General features: G+C 73.1%; 20 protein-coding genes. 6 read left to right on the top strand and 14 right to left on the bottom strand.

Annotation, left to right across the window (positions count from 1 at the left end):
* Positions 1 to 55: 55 nt before the first annotated feature.
* Genes FB462_RS04765 through FB462_RS04755 form a run of 3 tightly spaced genes read right to left on the bottom strand, consistent with a single transcriptional unit; the run spans position 56 to position 3,341 of the window.
* A complete protein-coding gene (locus FB462_RS04765; RefSeq protein ID WP_058742280.1) occupies positions 56 to 1,006 on the bottom strand; it encodes a carbohydrate ABC transporter permease in 951 nt (316 codons plus the stop codon).
* Entirely contained in the window at positions 1,003 to 1,989 is a 987-nt protein-coding gene (locus tag FB462_RS04760) for a carbohydrate ABC transporter permease (protein ID WP_141860483.1), read from the bottom strand. Before FB462_RS04760 ends, FB462_RS04765 begins: the two co-directional genes overlap by 4 nt.
* A complete protein-coding gene (locus tag FB462_RS04755; RefSeq protein ID WP_141860480.1) occupies positions 1,989 to 3,341 on the bottom strand; it encodes an ABC transporter substrate-binding protein in 1,353 nt (450 codons plus the stop codon). Before FB462_RS04755 ends, FB462_RS04760 begins: the two co-directional genes overlap by 1 nt.
* Before the next feature lie 144 nt (positions 3,342 to 3,485).
* Between FB462_RS04755 and FB462_RS04750 the strand changes: the two genes are divergently transcribed.
* The 3 genes from FB462_RS04750 to FB462_RS04740 are packed head-to-tail and all read left to right on the top strand — an operon-like array spanning position 3,486 to position 6,681.
* The gene (locus FB462_RS04750) at positions 3,486 to 4,547 is read left to right on the top strand and encodes a LacI family DNA-binding transcriptional regulator (protein WP_141860478.1); all 1,062 of its coding nucleotides are present in this window, start codon (positions 3,486 to 3,488) and stop codon (positions 4,545 to 4,547) included.
* Between the two features lie 11 nt (positions 4,548 to 4,558).
* The gene (uxaC, locus tag FB462_RS04745) at positions 4,559 to 5,998 is read left to right on the top strand and encodes a glucuronate isomerase (protein WP_141860476.1); all 1,440 of its coding nucleotides are present in this window, start codon (positions 4,559 to 4,561) and stop codon (positions 5,996 to 5,998) included.
* A gap of 50 nt (positions 5,999 to 6,048) precedes the next feature.
* Positions 6,049 to 6,681, top strand: coding sequence for a class I SAM-dependent methyltransferase (locus FB462_RS04740; RefSeq protein WP_141860474.1), 633 nt, complete (start codon positions 6,049 to 6,051; stop codon positions 6,679 to 6,681).
* A gap of 28 nt (positions 6,682 to 6,709) precedes the next feature.
* Here FB462_RS04740 and FB462_RS04735 read toward each other — a convergent pair whose 3' ends face one another.
* On the bottom strand, positions 6,710 to 7,456 hold the full coding sequence (locus FB462_RS04735) for a response regulator transcription factor (RefSeq protein ID WP_141860472.1): 747 nt from the start codon (positions 7,454 to 7,456) through the stop codon (positions 6,710 to 6,712).
* Complete coding sequence (locus tag FB462_RS04730; RefSeq protein WP_114848883.1) at positions 7,453 to 8,745, bottom strand: sensor histidine kinase; 1,293 nt, start codon at positions 8,743 to 8,745, stop codon at positions 7,453 to 7,455. The genes FB462_RS04735 and FB462_RS04730 overlap by 4 nt, the downstream gene beginning before the upstream one ends.
* A gap of 214 nt (positions 8,746 to 8,959) precedes the next feature.
* Here FB462_RS04730 and FB462_RS04725 point away from each other — a divergent pair, with 214 nt between their 5' ends.
* Positions 8,960 to 9,208 (top strand): SHOCT domain-containing protein, encoded by a 249-nt coding sequence (locus FB462_RS04725; protein ID WP_229666769.1) that lies wholly within the window; start codon positions 8,960 to 8,962, stop codon positions 9,206 to 9,208.
* Here FB462_RS04725 and FB462_RS04720 read toward each other — a convergent pair.
* Positions 9,195 to 9,734 carry a gluconokinase gene (locus tag FB462_RS04720; RefSeq protein WP_141860470.1) on the bottom strand — a complete coding sequence of 180 codons (540 nt, stop codon included), beginning with the start codon at positions 9,732 to 9,734 and terminating at the stop codon, positions 9,195 to 9,197. The two genes, FB462_RS04725 and FB462_RS04720, sit on opposite strands and share 14 nt — an antisense overlap.
* A 114-nt stretch (positions 9,735 to 9,848) precedes the next feature.
* Here FB462_RS04720 and gndA point away from each other — a divergent pair, with 114 nt between their 5' ends.
* A complete protein-coding gene (gndA, locus tag FB462_RS04715; RefSeq protein ID WP_141860468.1) occupies positions 9,849 to 11,306 on the top strand; it encodes an NADP-dependent phosphogluconate dehydrogenase in 1,458 nt (485 codons plus the stop codon).
* 69 nt (positions 11,307 to 11,375) lie between these two features.
* On the opposite strand, the gene FB462_RS04710 is transcribed toward gndA, so the two are convergent.
* On the bottom strand, positions 11,376 to 12,002 hold the full coding sequence (locus FB462_RS04710) for a hypothetical protein (protein ID WP_167510015.1): 627 nt from the start codon (positions 12,000 to 12,002) through the stop codon (positions 11,376 to 11,378).
* Positions 12,003 to 12,293: 291 nt separating this feature from the next.
* On the opposite strand from FB462_RS04710, the gene FB462_RS04705 reads away from it, so the two are divergent.
* Complete coding sequence (locus tag FB462_RS04705; protein ID WP_141860464.1) at positions 12,294 to 13,910, top strand: molybdopterin-dependent oxidoreductase; 1,617 nt, start codon at positions 12,294 to 12,296, stop codon at positions 13,908 to 13,910.
* Between the two features lie 27 nt (positions 13,911 to 13,937).
* On the opposite strand, the gene FB462_RS04700 is transcribed toward FB462_RS04705, so the two are convergent.
* The 7 genes from FB462_RS04700 to FB462_RS04670 all read right to left on the bottom strand — a co-directional run bounded on the left by FB462_RS04700 (position 13,938) and on the right by FB462_RS04670 (position 22,481).
* A complete protein-coding gene (locus FB462_RS04700; RefSeq protein WP_141860462.1) occupies positions 13,938 to 14,714 on the bottom strand; it encodes a putative protein N(5)-glutamine methyltransferase in 777 nt (258 codons plus the stop codon).
* Complete coding sequence (locus tag FB462_RS04695) at positions 14,711 to 15,688, bottom strand: ribose-phosphate diphosphokinase (RefSeq protein WP_114848877.1); 978 nt, start codon at positions 15,686 to 15,688, stop codon at positions 14,711 to 14,713. The genes FB462_RS04700 and FB462_RS04695 overlap by 4 nt, the downstream gene beginning before the upstream one ends.
* Before the next feature lie 49 nt (positions 15,689 to 15,737).
* Entirely contained in the window at positions 15,738 to 17,174 is a 1,437-nt protein-coding gene (gene glmU / locus FB462_RS04690; RefSeq protein ID WP_141860460.1) for a bifunctional UDP-N-acetylglucosamine diphosphorylase/glucosamine-1-phosphate N-acetyltransferase GlmU, read from the bottom strand.
* Between the two features lie 191 nt (positions 17,175 to 17,365).
* Positions 17,366 to 18,766 (bottom strand): MFS transporter, encoded by a 1,401-nt coding sequence (locus FB462_RS04685; protein ID WP_141860458.1) that lies wholly within the window; start codon positions 18,764 to 18,766, stop codon positions 17,366 to 17,368.
* Positions 18,767 to 18,926: 160 nt separating this feature from the next.
* On the bottom strand, positions 18,927 to 19,973 hold the full coding sequence (locus FB462_RS04680; RefSeq protein WP_141860456.1) for an NAD(P)-dependent alcohol dehydrogenase: 1,047 nt from the start codon (positions 19,971 to 19,973) through the stop codon (positions 18,927 to 18,929).
* Entirely contained in the window at positions 19,970 to 21,277 is a 1,308-nt protein-coding gene (locus tag FB462_RS04675) for an ROK family transcriptional regulator (RefSeq protein ID WP_141860454.1), read from the bottom strand. Before FB462_RS04675 ends, FB462_RS04680 begins: the two co-directional genes overlap by 4 nt.
* Before the next feature lie 160 nt (positions 21,278 to 21,437).
* The gene (locus tag FB462_RS04670; RefSeq protein ID WP_141860452.1) at positions 21,438 to 22,481 is read right to left on the bottom strand and encodes a sugar phosphate isomerase/epimerase family protein; all 1,044 of its coding nucleotides are present in this window, start codon (positions 22,479 to 22,481) and stop codon (positions 21,438 to 21,440) included.
* Positions 22,482 to 22,485: the final 4 nt, after the last annotated feature.

The raw sequence follows: 22,485 nt of genomic DNA, 5'->3' as shown, positions 1-22,485 counted from the left end.
GGAGGCGCGGGGCGGGCTGGCACCGCGCCTCCTGTCCGTCGTCTGGTTGCGTTCGCTACTTGACGGAGCCGGCCGTCAGGCCGCCGACCAGGTAGCGCTGGAAGATCAGGTAGAGCGCGACGACCGGCACGGCGCACACGATCGAGGCGGCCATCATCTGGCCGTAGATCGGGACGGCGCCGCCCTCCTGCGTGGTGCCGAGCACCTGCAGGACGACCGCGACGGTGCGGGTGTTCGGGGTCGTCATGATCGTGCTGAACAGCACGTCGTTCCAGCCGAGCAGGAAGGCGAAGATCGCCGACACGACGATCCCGGGCCACGACAGCGGCAGGACGACGCTCCGCAGGATGCGTCCGCTCGAGGCGCCGTCGATGCGCGCCGCCTCTTCGAGTTCCTTCGGCAGACCGCGGAGGTAGGTCACCATGACCCACGTCGAGAACGGCAGCGCGAACGTCAGGTAGGTGACGAAGAGGCCCCAGCGGGTGCCGATGACCTGCACACCGGTCGCGCTCGCGATGTTCGCGAAGACGACGAACACCGGCAGGAGCAGGAGGGTCCCGGGGATGGACTGCAGGGCGAGGAGCCCGCGCAGGATCGTGAGCCGGCCGAGGAACCGGAACCGGACCAGGACGTAGGCGGTCGACACGGCGAGCGCGGCGCTCGCGACGGCCACGGCCCCGGCGGTCAGGAGCGAGTTCACCAGCCCCTGGCCGAGGGCGACGGTGTTCCAGATCTCGACGTAGTTCGCCAGCGTGAACTCGGACGGGAAGTACTCGCCGCGGGCGACCGCGACGTCCGAGTTGACCGAGCCGAACAGGATGTAGAGCACCGGCGCGGCGATGAACGCGATGATGACGGCGATCACGACGACCAGGAGCCACCGGGGCAGGAGCCGGGTGACGTCGGTGTCGTACGGGCGCTTGGTGCGCTTCCGGGCGCCCCCGGTGGTGATGCTCTCGGTGAGCGTCGCGGTGGGCCGGGTGCGGGTGGTGCTGAAGGCGCTCATGCGCGGGCTCCGTCGAGGTCGGCGGCGGCGGCCGGGGTCGCTGCTGCGAGGGTCAGCCGGTCGCTGCGGCGCTGCTTGCGGCTGGGGCCGGCGTCGTCACCGGTGTCGAGCTTGACGGCCCGCAGGTACACGAACAGCGGGATGGCGACGATCACGAGCGAGCAGATCGCCATCGCCGCGGAGAGCCCGAAGCGGAACGACTGGAAGCTCGCGATGTACGTCAGGACGGGCATGACCTCGACGCTCGAGGGCAGCGGGATGCCGAACAGCACGAACGGCAGCGTGAAGTTGTTGATGTTGTGGAGGATCGAGATGATCACCGCGAGGCTGAGCGGTCCGCGGAGGTACGGGAAGACGATGTACCGCAGCTTCGCCCACCACGTGACGCCGTCGAGTGCCGCGGCCTCGTGCACCTCGTTGTCGACCGCCTGCAGCCCCGCGAGCGAGAGCAGGTAGACGAAGGGCCAGCTCGTCCAGATCATCACGCCGGCCAGGGCCCAGTAGGACGCCGAGCCGTTCAGCCACAGCACGTCCGTGCCGAGCACCGTGTTCACGACGCCCTGCGGTTGGAGCATCGTGCGGAAGAACGTGCCGACGACGAAGGCCGGGAGCACGTACGGGATGAGGTAGACCGAGCGGACGAGTCCGCGTCCGGGGAACCGGTTCTGCGTGGAGATCGCCGCGGCGACGCCGATCGGGACGGTGACGGCCGTGACGAGCACGGACAGCGACACCGAGATCCAGACCGAGTGCAGGAGCGGCGAGTCCGTGAACGCCTCGGCGAAGTTGGCGAGGCCGACGAACGGGGCGCTGAACCACTCGCGGAGGGTGTACTGGTCGAGGTCGAGCATCGCGATGTACACGCCCACCAGGAGCGGCACGACGATGACGACGAGCATGAGGACACCGCCGGGCAGGAGCATCCACAGGGGGCGCTCGCGCTTGTAGAGGGGTGTCTTGCCGTGTGGCCGGACCTGCGTCATCACAGGCCTCCGTTCTTCTGCCGGTCCAGGGTTGCCTGGGCGTCCCGTTGTGCGGCGTCGAGCCGCTTCCGGAGCTGGTCGTCGGTCACCTCGCCGCTCTTCAGCGACGGGATGGACTGCACGACGACGTCGACGAGCGAGAGCTGGATGTCGGACCACGCGCCGGTGAAGGCGGTGGGCTTCGAGAGCTTGCCGGCCTGGACGATCGGAGCGAGGTCGGGGTTCTCCTGCGCGATGGTCTGCGCGGCCTGCGTGTTGGTCGGCAGCTGCCCGAACAGCTCGAAGTAGCGCTCCTGGGCCGCCGGTGACGAGACCTGCTTGACGAAGTCGAAGGACAGGTCCTGCTTCTTGCCGTAGTCGGCGACGACGAGGTTGTCGCCGGACAGGATGCTCGCCGCCTCGATCCCGTCGGCCGGACGCTCGGTCGCACCAGGGGGCACCGTCGGCAGGAGCGCGTACTCGTACTTGCCGTCGACCGCCGAGCCCTTGAGGGTGTTCAGCGACGTCGTGGTCGTCATCGGGAAGAACGCGGCCTTGCCGTCCGCGAACTGGGCGAGGGCCTGGGCGTTGTTCCAGCCGATCGCGGCCTGGTCGACGACGCCGTCCTTCGTCACCCAGTCGAAGTAGGTGCGGTAGGCGTTCTCGACGGCGTCCGCGGAGATCTCCGCCTTCGAGCCGTCGACGATCGTGTTGCCGGCGTTCTGCGCCATGCCCCAGACGAACTTCCACGGGTCGAACCCGTCGGCGTAGGCGATCGCCATGCCGAAGTGGCCGTCACGGGTGGTCGCCTTCGCGTCCGCGGTGAGCTCGTCCCAGGTGGTCGGCAGGTCGGTGATGCCCGCCTGGGCGAGCAGGTCCTTGTTGACCGCCATCACGAACGGCCGGCTGGCGAACGGGATGCCGATCTGCTTCGACGCGCTCGGCCCGGAGATGCCGAGCGAGGCGGCGTCGAACTGGTCCTTGCCGCCGACCGCCCGCCACTCCTTGCTGCCCATCTCGACGAAGGCGCCGGTGGCGTACGCGGTGGGGGTGAACGTCGTGCCGATCGCGTAGACGTCGGGGCCCTGTCCGGAGATGACGCTCGTCTGGATGGCGGTCAGCTCCTCCTGCGCGGAGGAGTACGTCTCCCACTGGATCCGGGCGCCCGTGGTGCGCTCGAACTCGGCAGCGGTCTCCTGCTGCCACTGCTTGCGCTCCTTGGGGTAGGTGGTGTCCGCGCCCATCATCACGCGGAGGGTGTTCGGGTCGTCGCCGCTGCCGTTCACGATCGCGCAGCCCTGGAGCGTGAGGGCGGCGACTGCGACGACGGCGGCACCGACGAGGGCGCGGGTCCTGCGTCTTCCTGTGCTCATGCGGGGGTTTCCTCCTCGAAGCCTCCACCGGGCTGAGCCCGGCCGACCGGCGGCGCTGCCGGCTGTGCGCCCCACTGTCCCGCTCCGTGGCAACATGCGGCAACCGGTTGCCACTTGTTGCCACGGCGGCTTAGCGTCACCACCGTGAGCAGCGCAGACACCGACACCGCTCGGCGGGTGACGATCCGGGACATCGCCGACGCGACCGGTGTGGCCCCGTCGACGGTGTCCCGTGCGCTGTCCCTGCCCGACCGGGTGAACCGCGCCACGCAGCAGCGGATCCAGGACGCGGCGCGGGAGCTCGGCTACGTCCCGAACCAGCAGGCACGGGCCCTGACGTCCGGTCGCACCCGGGCCGTCGCCGTGCTCGTCTCGGACATCACGAACCCCTTCTACTTCGACGTCATCCGTGGCACGCAGCACCAGCTCGCCGCCGCCGGGTGGACGCAGCTGCTCGTCGACACCGAGGAGTCGGCCGAGGCGGAGCTCGCGGCCCTGAGCGCGATCGCGACGAAGGCCGACGGCGCGGTGCTCACCGCGTCCCGCCTGTCCGACGCGCAGATCGCCCGGTTCGCGGAGCGGACGCCGCTCGTCGTCGTGAACCGCCGACCGGCGGGGGTCCCCTCGGTGCTCATCGACACCCCCGGCGGGGTCGAGCAGGCCGTGCAGCACCTCGTGTCGCTCGGTCACCGGGACGTGCTGTACGTCGCCGGTCCGGACAGCTCGTGGTCGAACGAACGCCGCTGGCGGGCGCTCGTCCGCGTGGGGAAGCGCCTGGGTGTCCGGGTCGCACGGATCGGCCCGCACGCGCCGTTCGTCGACTCCGGTGCCGCCGCTGCCGACGCCGCCGTCCACGCGGACGCGACGGCCTGCATCGCGTTCAACGACCTCATCGCCATCGGCATGCTCACCCGACTGCGGGAGCGCGGCGTCCGCGTCCCGGACGACATGTCCGTCGTCGGGTGCGACGACATCTTCGGTGCCGACTTCTGCAACCCACCGCTCACCACGATGACGTCGCCGATCGAGCGTGCCGGACAGGTCGCCATCCGGATGCTGCTCGGTCGGCTCGGCGCGTCCCCGTCCGACGATCCGCTCGGCGACCCGGTCGGCGACCACCCGGCGAGCGCCGTCGCCCTGCCCACCCACCTGACCGTGCGGGAGTCCACCGGCCCCGCACCGGCCACCGCCCGCCGTCCGTCCTGAAGGAGTCGACGATGACCCGGACCAGCACCGCCACCCCGCTCGCCCCGCACCCCGACCGGCTGTTCGCCGCCGACCCCGCCGCGCGGACCGTCGCCCGGACCGTGTACCAGGCCGTCGCGGACGCGCCGATCATCTCCCCCCACGGGCACGTCGACGCGGCCCTGATCGCGGACGACCAGCCGTTCGCCGACCCCGCGTCGCTGCTCGTCACGCCCGACCACTACGTGCTGCGGCTGCTCCACGCCAACGGCGTCGGCCTCGACGAACTGGGACGACCGGACCGCTCCGGCGACGGGTCCGTCCCCGACGGTCGACAGATCTGGCACCGGCTGGCCGCGCACTGGGACGACTTCGCCGGCACGCCCGTCCGGTACTGGTTCGAGACGGAGCTGCACGACGTCTTCGGTCTGACGGAGCAGCCGTCGGCCGAGAACGCCGACGCGCAGTACGACCACCTGGCGGAGCTGCTGACCACGCCCGCGTTCCGTCCGCGGGCGCTCTTCGACACCTTCCGCATCGAGGTCCTCGCCACCACCGACGACCCGACCGCGGACCTCGCCGCGCACGCGCGGCTCGCCGCCGACCCGTCCTTCCGTGGACGGGTGCTGCCCACCTTCCGCGCGGACGCGGTCTTCGACCCGTCCCGACCGGACTGGAGGCACGTGGTCACGTCCATCGGTCAGGCCGCGGGCATCGACACGGGCACCCACGCGGGCCTGCTCGCCGCGCTGCGCGCGCGACGGCGGTACTTCATCGAGCACGGCGCGACCGCGACGGACACCGGCGTGCTCGACGCGGGTTCGACCCCGCTCTCCACGGCGGCACGGGAGCGCATCCACACCACGGCGCTGCGCGGCCCGGCGTCCCTGACCGAGGCGGACGCCGTCGCCTACCGGCACGACATGCTCTACCGCTGGGCGGAGATGAGCGTCGAGGACGGGCTGGTCATGCAGCTGCACCCCGGCGTGCACCGAAACCACCACCGGCCGACGCTCGAGCGCTTCGGGCCGGACACCGGGCACGACCTGCCCGCGGTCGGGTCCTTCACCGAGCCGCTCCGGCCGCTCCTCGAGGCCTTCGGCACCGCCCCCGGGTTCCACCTCGTGCTCTTCACGGTCGACGAGACGGTGTTCTCGCGCGAGATCGGGCCGCTCGCCGGCTTCTACCCGGCCGTCTACGCCGGAGCGCCGTGGTGGTTCATCGACACCCCGGCGGCGATCGGCCGGTACCGCGCCGCGGTCACCGACTCGGCGTCGTTCACGAAGACGTCCGGGTTCATCGACGACACCCGGGCCTACTGCTCGATCCCGGCGCGGCACGACATGGCGCGGCGGGCGGACGCGGCGTACCTGGCCTCGCTCGTCGTGTCGCACCAGCTCAGCGAGGAGGACGCGGTGCGCACCGCCCACCGGATCGTGTCGGACATCCCGCGGGCGACGTTCAAGCTCTGACCCGGTGCTCGTCGCCGGCCGATCCGGCGGCCGACGGGTACGGTCGTCGGATGGTCGAGCGGGCGGCTTCGCGGGTGCAGCGGGCGGACGAGCGGGTGCAGCGGGCGTACGCCGCCCGGGCGGACGAGTACGCGGCCGTGCTCGGGTCGATGGAGGCCGTGCACGTGGCGGACCGGACCCACGTCGAGCAGTGGGCGGCCGGCTGCCACGGCGTCGTGGTCGACGCCGGATGCGGGCCCGGGCACTGGACCGCACACCTGGCCGGGCTCGGACACCGGGTCGTCGGGCTCGACGCGGTCCCGGCGTTCGTCGCGATCGCGCGGCGGACGGCTCCGGACGTGGAGGTGCGCCGGGCCACGCTCGAGTCGACCGGGCTGCCGGCCGGGAGCGTGGGCGGGGTGCTCTCGTGGTACTCGCTCGTGCACCACGAGCCGGATGCCGTCCCGGTCGCCCTCGCGGAGTTCCACCGGGTGCTCGACGCCGGTGGCGGGCTGCTCGTCGGCGCCTTCGCCGGTGCCGTCCTGGAGCCGTTCGACCACGCGGTGACGACGGCGTGGCGGTGGCCGGAGGAGCGCCTGGTCGCGGCGGTCGAGGACGCGGGGTTCACCGTCGTCGACGTGCGGGAGCGCGAGGACGAGGGGGTGCGGCCGCACCTGGCGGTCAGCGCGGTGCGGGCGGGGTGATGTCGCCCGCCGTCGCGGCAGGTGGTCGTCAGGGCTGCCAGCCGGGGGTGGCCAGGCCGGTCTCGTAGGCGAAGACGACGAGCTGAGCGCGGTCGCGGGCGCCGAGCTTGATCATCGCGCGGGCCACATGGGTCTTCGTGGTCATCGGGCTGACGAACAGGCGCTCGGCGATCTCGGTGTTGGTGAGTCCGAGGGCGACGAGCTGCATGACCTCGCGTTCCCGCTCCGTCAGCACGTCGAGCGACGGGGCGAGGGCGCTCGGCTTCGCGTGCGCGGCGTAGGCGGCGACGAGGGACCGGGTCGCCCCCGGGGACAGCAGGGACTCCCCCGCCTGCACGGTGCGGATCGCCCGGAGGAGCTCCGCGGGCTCGGTGTCCTTCACGAGGAAGCCGGCGGCACCACCGCGGATCGCCTCGAACACGTAGGCGTCCTCCTCGAAGGTGGTGAGGACGACGACGTGAACGCTGTCGAGCTCCGGGTCCGCGGCGATGCGTCTCGTCGCCTCGAGGCCGTCGGAGCCCGGCATGCGGATGTCCATGAGGACCACGTCCGGACGCTCCCGACGGACGGCGTCGACCGCGGCGTCGCCGTCGCCCGCGTCGCCGACCACCGTCATGCCCGGTTCGGCGTCGACGAGCGCGCGGAGCCCAGCCCGGACGAGCACCTGGTCGTCGACGAGCAGGACGCGGATCTGCTCGCCCCCATCGTCGGCAGGGGTCGAACCTGCGGAAGTCGGGCCTGCGGGGCTCGGGCCTGCGGGGCTCGGGTCGGTCATGCTGGCTCCTCGGATCGGTCTGGTGGCCGGTTCGTCGGCACGGGCAGGCGCGCGGCCACCCGCCACCCGCCGTCCGGGGTCGGTCCGGCCGTCATCGTGCCGCCCACCGCGTCGGCGCGCTCGCGCATCCCGATGAGCCCGTTGCCCGACTCCCCGAGCCGGGTCGACCGCTGGACGGCTCCGGGCAGCGGGTGGTCCTGGACGACGAGGTCGAGCACCTCGGCGCCCACCGAGACGGTGACGTCGACGCGGTGGCCCGGCGCGTGCTTCATCACGTTCGTCACGGACTCCTGCACGATCCGGAAGGCGTTGCGGTCCACCACGCCGCCGACGGTCGTCGGGTCGCCCTCGACCCGTGCGGTCACGTCGATGCCCGCCGCCCGCGCACGGTCGACGAGGTCCGGGACCCGGTCGAGCCCCGGCACCGGGTTCCGCTCCGGCACGACCCGGCCGTCGGGGTCGGGACCGGCGCCGTCCGCCGAGCGCAACACCCCCAGGATCGTCCGGAGTTCGACGAGGGCTTCGCGGCTGGTGTCCCGGATGCTCGTCAGTGAGTCCCGCGTCCCCGGAGGCAGGGTCGCGCCGAGGTGCAGCGCCACCCCTGCCTGCAGGTTGATGAGCGACATGCTGTGCGCGACCGAGTCGTGCAGCTCCCGCGCGATCCGGACGCGCTCGTCCCTGGCGCGCTGCTGCTCGGCCTCGGCCCGGGCACGCCGACGCTCGGCGACCCGTTCGAGACGGACACGGGCGAGTTCGGTGACGACGATCGTCACGGTCACCCAGGCGAGCGCGAGGACGGCGGCGTCGATGCTGTACAGGGGCGATCGAGCCGTCAGCAGGTCGGCGGACGGCAGCAGCCCGACGGCGACGACCGCCGCGGCGAGGACCGAGCGCCGGTGCCCGCGGAACCAGGCGTTCGCCATCGCCATCGTCAGCGCCGCCACGAACGGGCCGCGGGGCGACACCAGCAGGGCGTACCCCACGGTCGTCGCGAGCGTGACGGCGAGGACGCTCCGCGGGAACGACCATCGCCAGGGCAGCACGAGCACGCCCGCCACGAGCAGCACGACCGCGAGCGGGACGACGTCCACGGGCTCGACCACGACGCCGGCGCCCGCCCAGGGGGGACGTTGCCCTCGCGGGGGTCCGCCGCTGATGCGCGACGCGAGCAGGGTCCCGGCGACCTGCACGACCGCGACGGGGAGCACCCGACCGACGCGGGCGAACCGCGGGCTCCCCGAGGACCGGCGGCGATCGCCGGTGGTCGGAGCGGGGGCGTCGGTGGTCACGGGGCGAGCCTAGGGGCGGCAGCGCGCCGGGGCGTCGGGCCGCCGCACCATCTGTGGACTACTCCCCCGGGCGGAGTCGCCTGTGCAGGAGTGGCGTCGTCGCGACTGCGGGAGCAGCCGGAAGTGGGCCCGGTCGGCGGACGCGCGCCGTGCCTCCAGGCCGGAGGCTCGTCCTGTCGCACCAGCGACGACCACGCAACCACAGGAGGCCATCGTGATCCCCGCACTCTCGTCCACCGCCGCCGTCGGTCCGTACGCCCACGGACCCGGCTTCCCGTTCCTCGCGCTCCCGCTGTTCTTCTTCCTGGCGCTCGTGGCGCTCGGCGTCGTCTTCGGCGTCCTCCGCCGCGGGTCCTGGCGGGCGCGCTCCGATGCCCGGTCCGTGCTCGCGGACCGTTTCGCCCGGGGCGACATCGACGCCGAGGAGTACCGCGGGCGGCTCGCCGAGCTCAGCCGGAGGTGACCGACAGCGCCGACCTGATCGTCGCCACGGTGTCGTCGACGGAGCCGTCGATCGACACCGCGACGGCGGCCTCGTCGGGCTCCGGCCGCTCGAGCGTCGCGAACTGCGAGTCGAGCAGCGACGTCGGCATGTACTCGTGGTGCCGGTGCGACTGCCGCTCGGCGATGAGGTCGTGCGAGCCGTCGAGGAAGGCGATGACCAGGTCCGGGGCGGCGGACCGGAGCCGGTCCCGGTACACGCGCTTGAGCGCCGAGTTCGCCATCACGCAGCGGCGACCCGAGGCCTGCACCGCCGCGATCCTGGCCGCGCAGGCGTCGAGCCACGGCCAGCGGTCCTCGTCGGTCAGCGGCGTGCCCTGCCGCATCTTCTCCTTGTTCGCGGCGGGGTGCAGGTCGTCCGCGTCGACGAACTCGCTCGGCTGCCCCTGACCGGCGAGGGCGTCGGCGAGCGCCTGTCCGATCGTCGACTTGCCGGAGCCGGAGACCCCCATCACGAGCACGGGCGGGAGGACGGCGACGTCGTTCATCCCTCCACAGTAGGAGCACGTCCGATTCCCGTCCCCAGTTGCCGTCACACTCGTGCGACCCCAGGGTCCGGCTCGTAGGTTGGGCACCGAACATCCAGGACGAAGGAGACCCAGGTGGCAGAGCACGACGGACAGGCGAACATCGGGGTCATCGGCCTCGCGGTGATGGGCTCGAACCTCGCACGCAACCTCGCCTCGCGCGAGGGCAACACGGTCGCGGTCTACAACCGCACCTACGCCCGGACCGAGGAACTCATGCAGGAACACGGCGACGCCGGGTTCATCGCATCAGAGGACATCGACGGGTTCGTCGCGTCGCTGTCGAAGCCCCGGACCGCGATCATCATGGTGCAGGCCGGCAAGGGCACCGACGCCGTCATCGACCAGCTCGCGGAGCGGTTCGAGGAGGGCGACATCATCGTGGACGGCGGCAACGCGAACTTCCACGACACCATCCGTCGCGAGCACGACCTGCGCGAGAAAGGCCTGAACTTCGTCGGTACCGGCATCTCCGGCGGCGAAGAAGGCGCGCTCAACGGCCCGTCGATCATGCCCGGCGGCTCGAAGGAGGCCTGGGAGACCCTCGGACCGATCCTGAAGTCGATCGCCGCCGTGGCCGAGGGCGAGCCGTGTGTGACGCACATCGGCTCCGACGGCGCCGGCCACTTCGTGAAGATGGTGCACAACGGCATCGAGTACGCCGACATGCAGCTCATCGCGGAGTCCTACGACCTGCTCCGTCGCGTCGGCGGGTACTCCGTCGAGCAGCTCGTGCAGGTGTTCGACGAGTGGAACAAGGGCGACCTGGAGTCGTACCTGATCGAGATCACCGGCGAGGTCCTCAAGCAGCAGGACGCCGACACCGGGAAGCCGCTCGTCGACGTCATCCGGGACGAGGCCGGCTCCAAGGGCACCGGCGTCTGGACCGTGCAGAACGCCGTTGGTCTGGGCATCCCGGTGTCGGGCATCGGCGAGGCGGTCTTCGCCCGTGCGGTGTCGTCGAAGCCGACCCAGCGTGCCGCGGTGCAGCGGAGCGTGGAGAACCGACCGGACATCGCCGAGGTGCCGGACTCGTTCGCCGACGACGTCCGTGCGGCGCTGTACGCATCGAAGGTCGTCGCGTACGCGCAGGGCTTCGACCTCATCATCGCCGGCGCCGAGGAGTACGACTGGGACATCGACCTGGGCGCGGTCGCGAAGATCTGGCGCGGTGGCTGCATCATCCGGGCGCAGTTCCTCAACCGCATCGTCGAGGCGTACGACAAGAACCCGGCGCTCGAGTCGCTGCTGGTCGACCCGTACTTCGCGGACGCCGTCGCCGAGGGCGAAGCGGCCTGGCGGCGGATCGTCGGCATCGCGGTCGCGTCCGGGATCCCGGCGCCGGGCTTCTCGTCGGCGCTGGCGTACTACGACTCCCTCGCCTCGGACCGGCTCCCCGCGGCGCTGATCCAGGGGCAGCGTGACTTCTTCGGGGCGCACACCTACCAGCGCATCGACAAGGACGGCACGTTCCACACGCTGTGGTCCGACGACGACCGGCGCGAGGTCGAACAGGAGCCGTCGACGCACTGACGGGTCCGGACCGGCCGACGGGCGGGGAGCGCAGGCTCCTCGCCCGTTCCCGTGCCTGTGTCTGGTCGTTCAGGCGACGATGCGCTCGCGGGCCAGGTCGGCGACGAGCCGCTCGAGCCGCGGACCACGGCCGAGCAGGCGCTGCGACCCCGGAGCCGAGCGGACGAAGAACGTGGCGACCGCGGTCGTGTCGTCCGGCCGGACGTAGTGCAGCGCGATCGCCGTGGCGCTCCGTTCCCCGACGACGTCCTCGAGTCCGACGTGCACCATCCGGCTCCAGCGGATCACGAGCAGCCGGGTCGCGCGGCGCTCCTCGAGTTCCCAGAGCGACGCCTCGGTGGCGCCGAACGCCCAGGTGACCCGCTGCCCGAGCGCTGCCTCGGGCCGGGCATCGTGCACGGCGTCGCGGAGCTCCTGGGTCGGTACCGAGGGGACGAGCCAGACGGTCGGGTCGATGCGCCGGATCGCGAGCGCGAGGGCCTCGTCGGCACGGCGCCGTCGGATCGCCCTGGCCCGGAGGACCGCGACGGCGATGAGGACCAGGCCGCCGGTGATCGCGACCGCCTCGAGCACCCCGAAGTACGACAGGTCGGACTCCGGCGCGGTGGTGGACACCACGATGCGGGTGACGAGCAGGGCGACCCAGATCCCCACGATCGTCCAGCGCAGGGCGGCGAAGCGTCGGGCGACCGACACCGCCGGGCGGGACCGCCGCTGTGCACGTCGCTGTGCTCGCTGCTGGGCTCGTTCCTGGGCTCGTTCCTGGGCCCGCTGCTGCGCACGCTGCCGACGCGGCACGCGGTCGGGTCGGCTCAGCACATCCCGATCCTCGCACGGTCCGGCGTCGCCGCGCTGGCCCGTTCCGGGGAACGAGGTGATGAACGCCCGGGGAAGCCCCGCTCCACCCCAGCAGGTCGGCCGCCGGCGCCCGTCCACCGTCCGGCCGCCTGTCAGCCCGTCGGCGGCCTGCCGACCTACGCTGCACGGGTGAGCACCGCACCACCCTCCGCCTCCTCCGCACCCGCTGCCGAGCCGCTCCCGCCGGGGACCTCCGTCCGCCGCCCGGCCGGGTGGGCCGCCGCGTGCGGGATCGTGGCCGTCGTCGCGTTCCTGGCCGTCGCCGAGTTCGGTGCGCTGCTGCTCGGTGGCGCCGGCAGTCCGCTCGTCGCCGTCGGTTCCGCCGTCATCGACCTCGCTCCGCCCGCTGCGAAGGACCTCATGGTCGGGCTGTTCGGCACCGGGGACAAGGCCGCGCTCTTCGTCCTGATGGCCGTCGTCACGGCGGGCATCAGCGCCGGCGCGGGCGTCCTCGAACGTCGACGTCCGCCGTTCGGGGCGCTCGTGTTCGCGGTCGGTGGTGCGCTGTCGCTCGCGGCCGTCACCACGCGGTCGGGCAGCGGCACGTGGGACGGGCTGCCGAGCGTCCTCGGCGTGGTCGCAGCGATCGTCGTACTGCGCCTGCTCCTCCGTCGGCTCCGGCGGTGGGAAGCCGCAGCAGCCGTCCCGTCGGCCTCGCCCAGACCGGCGGCGACCGAACGTCGCACCTTCCTGGTGTGGGGTGCGGCGACCGCCGTCGCCGCGGTCGTGGTCGGTGGCGCGTCCCGCCTCGGGACCTCGGCGATGCAGGCGGCCGCGACTGCACGGCGGGCGATCCGCCTGCCGCAGCCCGCGACCACGGCGACGCCCGTCCCCGCCGGGGCGTCCCTCGACGTGTCCGGGATCACGCCGTACGTCACCCCGAACGCCGACTTCTACCGGATCGACACCGCCCTGCGCGTGCCGTCGGTCGACCCGGCGCAGTGGAAGCTGCGGATCCACGGCGCGGTCGAGCGTGAGGTCGAGCTGACCTGGGACGAACTGCTGGCGCTCCCGCTCGAGGAACACATGGCGACCCTGAGCTGCGTCTCGAACGAGGTCGGCGGGGACCTGATCGGCAACGCGCTGTGGCTCGGGTACCCGATCCGCGAACTCCTGGCGCGGGCGGGGGTCCGCGACGGCGCCGACATGGTGCTGTCCCGGAGCGTCGACGGCTTCTCGGCCGGGACGCCCCTCGACGTGCTGCAGGACCCCGACACCGCCGCGATGCTCGCCGTCGGGATGAACGGCGAGCCGCTCCCGCCCGAGCACGGGTTCCCGGTCCGGATGGTCGTGCCCGGCCTGTTCGGGTACGTCTCCGCGACGAAGTGGGTGAACGAGCTCGAGGTCACCCGATTCTCGGACGCGCAGGGGTACTGGACCCCGCGTGGCTGGTCGGAGCGCGGTCCGGTGAAGCTCGAGTCGCGGATCGACACGCCTCGGGATGGGGCATCGCTCACGGCGGGGAAGACCGTCGCCGTTGCGGGTGTCGCCTGGCAGCCGCACCACGGGGTGAAGGGCGTGCAGGTCCGGGTCGACGACGGCGAGTGGCAGGACGCGACCCTGGCCGACTCGGCGTCCGCCGACACCTGGCGGCAGTGGGTGTGGCGGTGGACCCCGACGGCCGGGTCGCACCGGCTGCAGGTCCGCGCCACGGGGACCGACGGGCAGGTGCAGACGAGCGTCGAGCGGCCTCCGGCGCCGAACGGCGCAACGGGATGGCACACCGTGCAGGTCAGCGCGGACTGACGGCGGTCCGCGGACGGCAGCCGGACGTCAGGCCGATCGGACCGCCACGACGCACGTCCCGTCGACCTCGTCGTCGCGCTCGACCGCGACGGTGAACCCGTCGGCGGCGAACAGTGCCGCCGACGCCGCGGACTGGGCCGCCGAGACCTCGATGACGACCGCCCCGCCCGGGCGCAACCACGCCCCGGCCCCGTCGGCGATGCGGCGGTGCACGTCGAGGCCGTCCGCTCCCCCGTCGAGGGCGACGAGCCGCTCGTGGTCGCGGGCCTCCGACGGCATCGTCGCGACCTCGCCGGACGGCACGTACGGGGCGTTCACGGCGATGACGTCGACGGCCTCCCGGAACCGCTCGGGCAGCGGCGCGAACAGGTCACCCGTGACGACGATCCCCCGGTCCCCGATGTTCTCGGCGGCCACGTCGGTCGCGTCGGGGTCCACGTCGGCCGCGACGAGGTCGAGCGCACCGACCCGGCCGAGCAGCGCGACGGAGATCGCGCCGACCCCGCAGCACAGGTCGACGACCCGGTCGTAGCGGTGGAGCCGCCGCGCCGCCTGCTCGACGACGACCGCGGTGCGTGCCCGGGGCACGAAGACCCCTGCGGCGACGCGGACCCGGTGTCCGTCGAAGGCCGCCCAGCCGAGGACGACCTCGAGCGGCTCACCGGCGAGGCGCCGCTGCACCAGGGCACGCAGGCGGACCGGATCGCCGTCGCCTGCCTCGAGCAGCAGGTCGGCCTCGTCCTCGGCGAACACGCTGCCCGCCGCCCGAAGCCGGGCGGCGAGCGCGTCCCGCGCTGTGGTCAAGCCGCGCCGTCGAACATCGACGTGACGGAACCGTCGTCGAAGACCTCGTGGATCGCGCGGGCGATGAGCGGGGCGATCGGCAGGACCTCGAGGCGGTCCCAGCGCTTCTCCTCCGGCAGCGGCAGGGTGTCCGTGACGACGACGCGGTCGATGAACTCGCTCTGCAGCAGGTCCTTCGCCGGGTCCGAGAACACCGCGTGGGTCGCCGCGACGACGACGCCGGTGGCACCGTTCGCCTTCAGGGCCTCGGCGGCCTTGGCGATCGTGCGACCGGTGTCGATGAGGTCGTCGACGAGCAGGCAGACGCGGCCGGAGACGTCACCGACGATCTCGTGCACGGAGACCTGGTTCGGGACGAGCGGGTCACGCCGCTTGTGGATGATGGCGAGCGGGGCGCCGAGCTTCTCGGACCAGATGTCGGCGACGCGCACGCGGCCCATGTCCGGCGACACGACGGTGAGCGTCTCCGGGTCGAGGATCTGCTGGAAGCGCTCGAGCAGCACGGGCATGGCGAACAGGTGGTCGACGGGGCCGTCGAAGAAGCCCTGGATCTGGGCGGCGTGCAGGTCGACGCTCATGATGCGGTGCGCACCGGCGGCCTTGAACAGGTCGGCGACCAGTCGGGCCGAGATCGGCTCGCGACCGCGACCCTTCTTGTCCTGTCGGGCGTAGGGGTAGAAGGGCGCCACGACCGTGATGCGCTTCGCCGAGGCACGCTTGAGCGCGTCGACCATGATGAGCTGCTCCATGAGCCACTCGTTGATCGGCGCGGTGTGCGACTGGATGACGAACGCGTCGCAGCCGCGGACCGACTCGTCGAAGCGGGCGTAGAGCTCACCGTTCGCGAAGGTGCGGGCGTCGGTCGGGACCAGCTCGACCCCGAGTTCGTCGGCGATCTGCGCCGAGAGCTCCGGGTGCGCTCGTCCCGAGACGAGGACGAGTCGTTTCTGGCCGGTTGTCTTGATTCCGGACAAGTGCGGTGCTCACTCCCTGACCCGCTCGGGGTCGCTACCGACGGCCGGGTCAGGTCGCCGTGTTCTGTTCGCCGTGCGCGCGCCGAGCCGCCTCGGCCGCCGGCGTACCGGGTCGGTGTTCCTCGACCCATCCGTCGGTGTTGCGCTGCGGGGCGTAGCTGATCGCGAGCGACCCGGCCGGTACGTCCTTGCGGACGGTCGTACCCGCGCCGGTGTACGCCCCGTCGCCAATCCTAACCGGGGCGACGAACACGTTGTGCGAGCCGGTCCGCACGTTCGACCCGACCTCGGTGCGGTGCTTGTGCACGCCGTCGTAGTTCGCGGTGATGGTGTTCGCCCCGATGTTGGAGTCCTCGCCGACCTCGGTGTCGCCGATGTAGGACAGGTGCGGCACCTTGCTGCCCCGGCCGATCACGGCGTTCTTGGTCTCGACGAACGTGCCGATCTTGCCCTGGTCGCCCAGGATCGTGCCCGGCCGCAGGTACGCGAACGGCCCGACCGAGGCCCCGTCCCCGATCACGGCGAGCGTCGCGTCGACCCGGTTCACGGTCGCGCCGGCGCCGACCTCGGTGTCGCGCAGGGTCGTGTCCGGTCCGACGACGGCACCGGCCGCAATCGCGGTGGCGCCGATCAGCTGGGTGCCCGGGAGCACCTCGGCGTCGGCCTCGATGGTGACGTCCAGGTCGATCCACGTCGTCGCGGGGTCCTGGACGGTGACGCCGGCGAGCTGGTGCCGACGGACGATCCGGGCGTTGAGCTCCCGGGCGGCGTCGGCGAGCTGCGCGCGGTCGTTGATCCCCGCGACGAGCCACGGGTCGGTGAGGGTCACGACGTCGATCGCTCCGCCGCGCGCGGCGATGAGGGCCGGCACGTCGGTGACGTACTTCTCGCCCTGGGCGTTGGCCGTCGTGAGACCGGGGAGCACGGCACGGAGGTGCGCGACGTCGAACGCGTAGATCCCGGCGTTCGCCTCGGTGATGGTGCGCTGCTCGTCGGTCGCGTCCTTGTGCTCGACGACGGCGACGAAGGCCCCGGAGGCGTCGCGGACCACGCGGCCGAGGCCGGTCGGGTCGGGGGCGATCGCACTGACCAGGGTCGCGGCGTTCCCGGCGTGGGCGTCCACGAGCATGCGGAGCGACGCGGCGTCGAGCAGCGGGACGTCGCCGGAGAGCACGACCACGGCGCCCTCGAAGTCGGCGGGGAGTGCCTGGACCGCGACCTCGACGGCGCGCCCGGTGCCGGGGACGTCGTCCTGGTCGACGACGATCGCGCCGGGTGCGCGCTCGGCGACCTCGGCGGCGACGCGCTCCCGCTCGTGCCGGACCACCACGGCGACGTGCTCGGGCTCGAGCGACGCCGCGGTGCGGAGCACGTGGGCGACGAGGGGCAGGCCGGCGAGGCGGTGCAGCACCTTGGGGGTGGAGGACTTCATGCGCGTGCCCTGCCCGGCGGCGAGGACGACGACGGCGATCCGCTGGTCGGTCATGCCCTCCATCCTGGCGCACGGGAGCCGAGCGGGTGCCACGGGGCCGTCACCGTGGACGATCCGGCCCATCGCAGGTGACGTGGGAGGCAAGACCGCGCAAGGGGTGCCGGAAGGAACGACACACCACGCGCGGATCGGCACCCGACGAGCGGAAACGCCTCCGACGCGCGGAACGGCACCCGACGCGCGGATCAGCCCCCGACGCGCGGGACGGCCGCCGCCCCGTCCTCCCGCTTGACGAACGCCATGAGCACGAGCCCCGCGACGAGCACCACCACGATGCCGAGGATGCCGAAGCGCGTCGAGCCGGTCAGGGTCACGGCGACCCCGAACAGCGCCGGCGCCAGGAACGACGCCGCCCGCCCGGTCGTGGCGTACAGGCCGAAGAGCTCCCCCTCGCGGCCCGGCGTCGCGAGCCGCGCCAGGTACGCCCGCGACGACGACTGCACCGGGCCGACGAACACGCACAGCGCGAGCCCGAGCACCCAGAACCCGATCTGGGCCGTCCCGACCGCGAGCACCGCCGTGCCGCACACGACGAGTCCGATCAGCGACACCGTGATGAGCGCCCGGGAGCCGAACCGGTCGTCGAGCCGCCCGGACAGGAACGTCGCGACCCCGGCGACGACGTTCGCGACGATGGCGAACAGGATCACCTCGGACGCACTGAAGCCGAACACCTGCGCGGCGATGATCCCGCCGAACGTGAACACCGCCCCGACCCCGTCGCGGAACACCGCGCTCGCGACCAGGAACGCCAGGACGTTCCGCCGCTCGCGCCACAGCCGGGCGACGTGGCGGCCGAGGTCCCGGTAGGCCCCGAGCAGGCCGCCGGTCTGCGTCCGGTCCGGCGCGGCCTCGGGGACGGTCAGGAACAGCGGCACCGAGCTGACGGCGAGCCACACGGCGGCGATGCCGATCGCGACGCGGACGTCCCACTGCCCGGTCGCCACGGTCGCCGGCAGCTGCAGGACCCCGGCCACGCCGGGCGTCCCGAAGTCCTGGATGCACAGGACGAGCAGCACGACCAGCAGCACGATGCCGCCGAAGTACCCGGCCGCCCAGCCGATCGCCGAGACCCGGCCGGTCTTCGGCCCGGAGGCGACCTGGCCGAGCATCGCGTTGTACCCGACGGTCGCGATCTCGTACGCGACCGTCCCGATTCCGAGCAGGGCGGCCCCGAGCACGAGGTACGGCTGGCTCGGTGCGACGAACACCATCGCCCCGATCGACAGCGCGATGCCGATGGTCGCGACGAGCACCGACCGGCGCCGGTGTCCGGAGGAGTCCGCGAGCCGGCCGACCGCGGGGGCGACGAGCGCCACGACGATCCCGGCGACGGTCAGGGCGGTCGAGACGGTCGCCGCGTTCTGCGCGAGCTCCCGCTCGACCGCGCGGGTGGCGGCAGCCGAGGTGCCCTCGGCCGCGACGAGCCGCGGGTCGACGAACGCGCGGCTCGCGAGGTAGGTGCTGAACACGAAGGTGGTGACGACGGCGTTGAACGCCGCGGACCCCCAGTCCCAGAGCGCCCAGGACACGAGGGCCCGTCGGTCGGTGCGCTGCGGCACTGCGGCCGCCGGTGTCGCCGTCATGGCCGAACCGTAGCGCGTCGCGGTGTCGCGCCGGTGCCCCCGGTCCGGGTGCACCGGCAGGTGCGGTCGCCGGACACGACCGCAGAACGGACGGGAGGCACGTGGCGGGCCCGCAACGTGCCTCCAGTCCGTGTCCTGGTCGCGCCACGACGGACGCGGGTCACGAGGCGGACAGGACCCCGTTCGGGTAGACGACCGACTTGAGGGAGGCCGGGTCGGTGTCGCTCTCGAGGGCCTCGCGGACGTCGTCGAGCCCGAAGCGTCCCGTCACGAGCGCGTCCAGGTCGACCTGTCCGGACGCGACCAGCCCGATCGCGACCGGCCACGTGTTCGTGTAGCGGAAGATGCCGGTGACCGTCACCTCGAGGTTCTGGATGTGCTCGACGGGCAGCACCATCTCGGAGTTGCCGAGCCCGACCAGGACGGCGGCGCCGGCCGGTCCGACCGCCTTGATGCCGTCCGAGACCGCACGGGGTGCGCCGCTGGCGTCGATGAAGGCGTCGACGGGGACGATGTCCGAGGTGACGTCGACGGACACGGGGTCGACGACCTCCGTCGCGCCGAAGGACAGCGCCCGCTCGCGGCGCTCGGGGACGAGGTCGCTGACGACGACGCGCGTCGCACCGAACGCGCGGGCGACCTGCGCGCAGATGACGCCGATCGGACCGGCGCCGGCGATGAGGACGCTCGACCCGGGGACGATCCCGGCCTTCCGTGCGGCGGCGATGCCGACGGACAGGGGTTCGAGGAGGGCGCCGGCCTCGAACGAGACGGTGTCGGGCAGGGTGTGGGCGAACTCGGCCTCGATCGTGACGTACTCGGCGAACGCGCCGTCGACCGGCGGCGTCGCGTAGAAGCGCATGTGCGGGCAGAGGTTGTAGCGACCGGCCAGGCACTGCGCGCAGCGGTGGCAGGGGCGCTGCGGCTCGACGGCGACGCGCTCCCCGACGCGGGCGGGGTCGACGCCCTCGCCGACGGCGGCGATCGTGCCGGAGAGCTCGTGGCCGAGGACGAGGGGCTCCTCGACGACGAAGTCCCCGATGCGGCCGTGGCGGTAGTAGTGCACGTCGGAGCCGCACACGCCGACGGCGGCGACGCGGACGAGGACGTCCCCCGCGGCGACCTCGGGGACGGGGCGGTCCTCGACGGTGAGGTCCTGGGTGCCGAGCAGGACGCTCGCGCGCTGGGTGGTGGCGGTGTCGGTCATGCGGATCTCGCTTCCTCGACCGCGTCGTCGCGGTCGGACGGGGTGGTCGGTGTGTCGGCGGCGGGCGGGGCCGTCTGGGCCGGGACCCGCGTCGCTCGGGCCGGGGCCTGCGCCGCCTGGATCGGGGTCGCCGTCGCCTGGCCGTCGCGGAGCAGGTCGGTGAACCCGAGCTCGGCGGCCCCGCGCACCAGGACGTCCCGGCCGAGCGCCGCCGGCACGACCCGGAGCCGGTCGGTCATGGCGGCCATCGTCTGCGCCCGGACCTCGTCCTCGACGCGGTCCCCGACGTGCCCGAGCAGCTCGCCGAGGAACCCGCCGAGGACGACGACCTCGGGGTCGACCGTGTGGACGGCGTTCCGGATCGCGGTGGCGAGCGCCGTGACCTGCCGGTCGACGACCCGCTCGACCTCGTCCCGGCCCTCGGCGAGCGCCGCGGCGAGGGCGTCGAGGTCGTCCGGGGGTGTCCCGGTGACCGCGGTCAGGGACTCGCGCGAGGCCTCGGTCTCCAGGCACCCGACGGCCCCGCAGTGGCAGCGGACGCCGTTCGCGGCGACGAAGGTGTGCCCGAGCTCGCCCGCGTACCCGTCGGCGCCGCTGAACGGTCGGCCGGCGCTGACGATGCCGCCGCCGATGCCGCTCGCGCCGCCGTTGAGGTAGACCAGGTCGTCGACGCCGCGGGCGCTGCCGTACAGCCGTTCGGCCCAGGCGCCGACGTTCGCGTCGTTCGCGGCGCGGACGGGCAGGCCGAGGCGATCGGCGAGCGGTCCCGCGAACGGCTCGTCCCGCCATCCGAGGTGCGGGGCGTCCCGGACGACCCCGTCCTCGACGCGGACGATGCCGGGGACCGCGACGCCGACCCCGACGAGCCGCAGGCCCGGTGCCGCCCGGGTGGTGAGGGTGCCGAGCACGCGGGCGACGGCGTCGATCGCCACGGCCGCGCTCGGGACGCTGGGCTGGGGTTCGACGAGCCGGTCGCGCACGGTGCCGTCGAGCGCGACGAGGGCCACCCCGACGGCGTCGATCTCGACCGTGACGGCGGCGGCCACGACGTCCGGCGACGCGCGGACGATCGCGCTGGGACGTCCGACGCCGGCTGTGGGGCGATCGGCACCGGGGCCGCCGGGGGCGGGGGACTCCTCGTGCACGAGCCCCTGTTCGACGAGCTCGCCGACTATCGCCAGGACCGTCGAGCGGTTCAGGCCCGTACGACGGGTGAGCTCGGCGCGCGGGAGCGGCCCGCCCTCGTGCACGATGCGGAGGACGCGCGCGGCGTTGCCGGGCGTGGTCGTGGCCGGTCGGGCCATGGGTCCTCCTCGTGGGGTGGTGGTGCGGGGTCGGGCGGTGCCGAGTCTCGGCACGAGCGACAAGTCTCGCGCGGCGCTCCGCGGAACTCGTCGCCCAGGCCGAGACTCGGCGCGGCGCCGGCGGTGCGCCGGCGGCGCGGCGCCGCCGGCGCGGCAGCGGCTAGCGCGAGCGCGAGAACGCGGCGTCGAACGCGGCGTCCGGCGGCGCGATGGTCCCGAGCTGCCGCACGAACGCCAGCGCCTCCGGGCCGCCGACGAGCCGGTCCATGCCCGCGTCCTCCCACTCGACGCTCGTCGGCCCGTCGTACCCGATGTGGTTCAGCACGCGGAACACCCGCTCCCACGGCACGTCCCCGTGCCCGGCGGTGACGAAGTCCCACCCGCGCCGCGGGTCGCCCCACGGCAGGTGCGACGACAGGCGTCCGTTGCGGCCGTCGAGCTGCTTCACCGACTCCTTGCAGTGCACGTGGTACACCCGGTCCGCGAAGTCGAGCAGGAACGCGGCGGGGTCCAGGTCCTGCCAGACGAAGTGCGACGGGTCGAAGTTGAAGCCGAACGCCGGCCGGTCCTGGAACACCTCCAGCGCCCGCTTCGCCGTCCAGTAGTCGTAGGCGATCTCGGACGGATGCACCTCGAGCGCGAAGCGGACGCCGACCTCCTCGAACACGTCGAGGATCGGCGACCACCGGTCGTGGAAGTCCTGGTAGCCGGCGTCGATCATCGAGGGCGGCACCGGCGGGAACCCGGCGACGGTCTTCCAGATCGACGACCCGGAGAACCCGGTGACGGTCGTGACGCCGAGCGCCGCGGCCGCGCGGGCGGTCCACTGCAGCTCCTCGGCTGCCCGCTGACGGACGCCCTCGGGGTCGCCGTCGCCCCACACGTGCGGCGCGAGGATGTCCTCGTGCCGCTGGTCGATCGGGTCGTCGCACACGGCCTGCCCGGTCAGGTGGTTCGCGATCGTCCAGACCTGCAGGCCGTTCCGCTCCAGGATCGCCTTCCGGTCCGCCACGTAGTCGGGATCCGTCGCGGCGCGACGGACGTCCAGGTGGTCGCCCCAGCAGGCGATCTCGAGCCCGTCGTAGCCCCACTCCCCCGCCAGGCGGGCGACCTCCTCGAACGGCAGGTCCGCCCACTGGCCGGTGAACAGGGTGACCGGTCGCGTCGACGCGCTCGGCCGGGAGGCACGGGTCGTCTCCGTCATGCTG

This window comes from Curtobacterium citreum (assembly GCF_006715175.1).
Classification (GTDB): domain Bacteria; phylum Actinomycetota; class Actinomycetes; order Actinomycetales; family Microbacteriaceae; genus Curtobacterium; species Curtobacterium citreum.
This window is presented reverse-complemented; position numbering and strand designations above follow the sequence as displayed.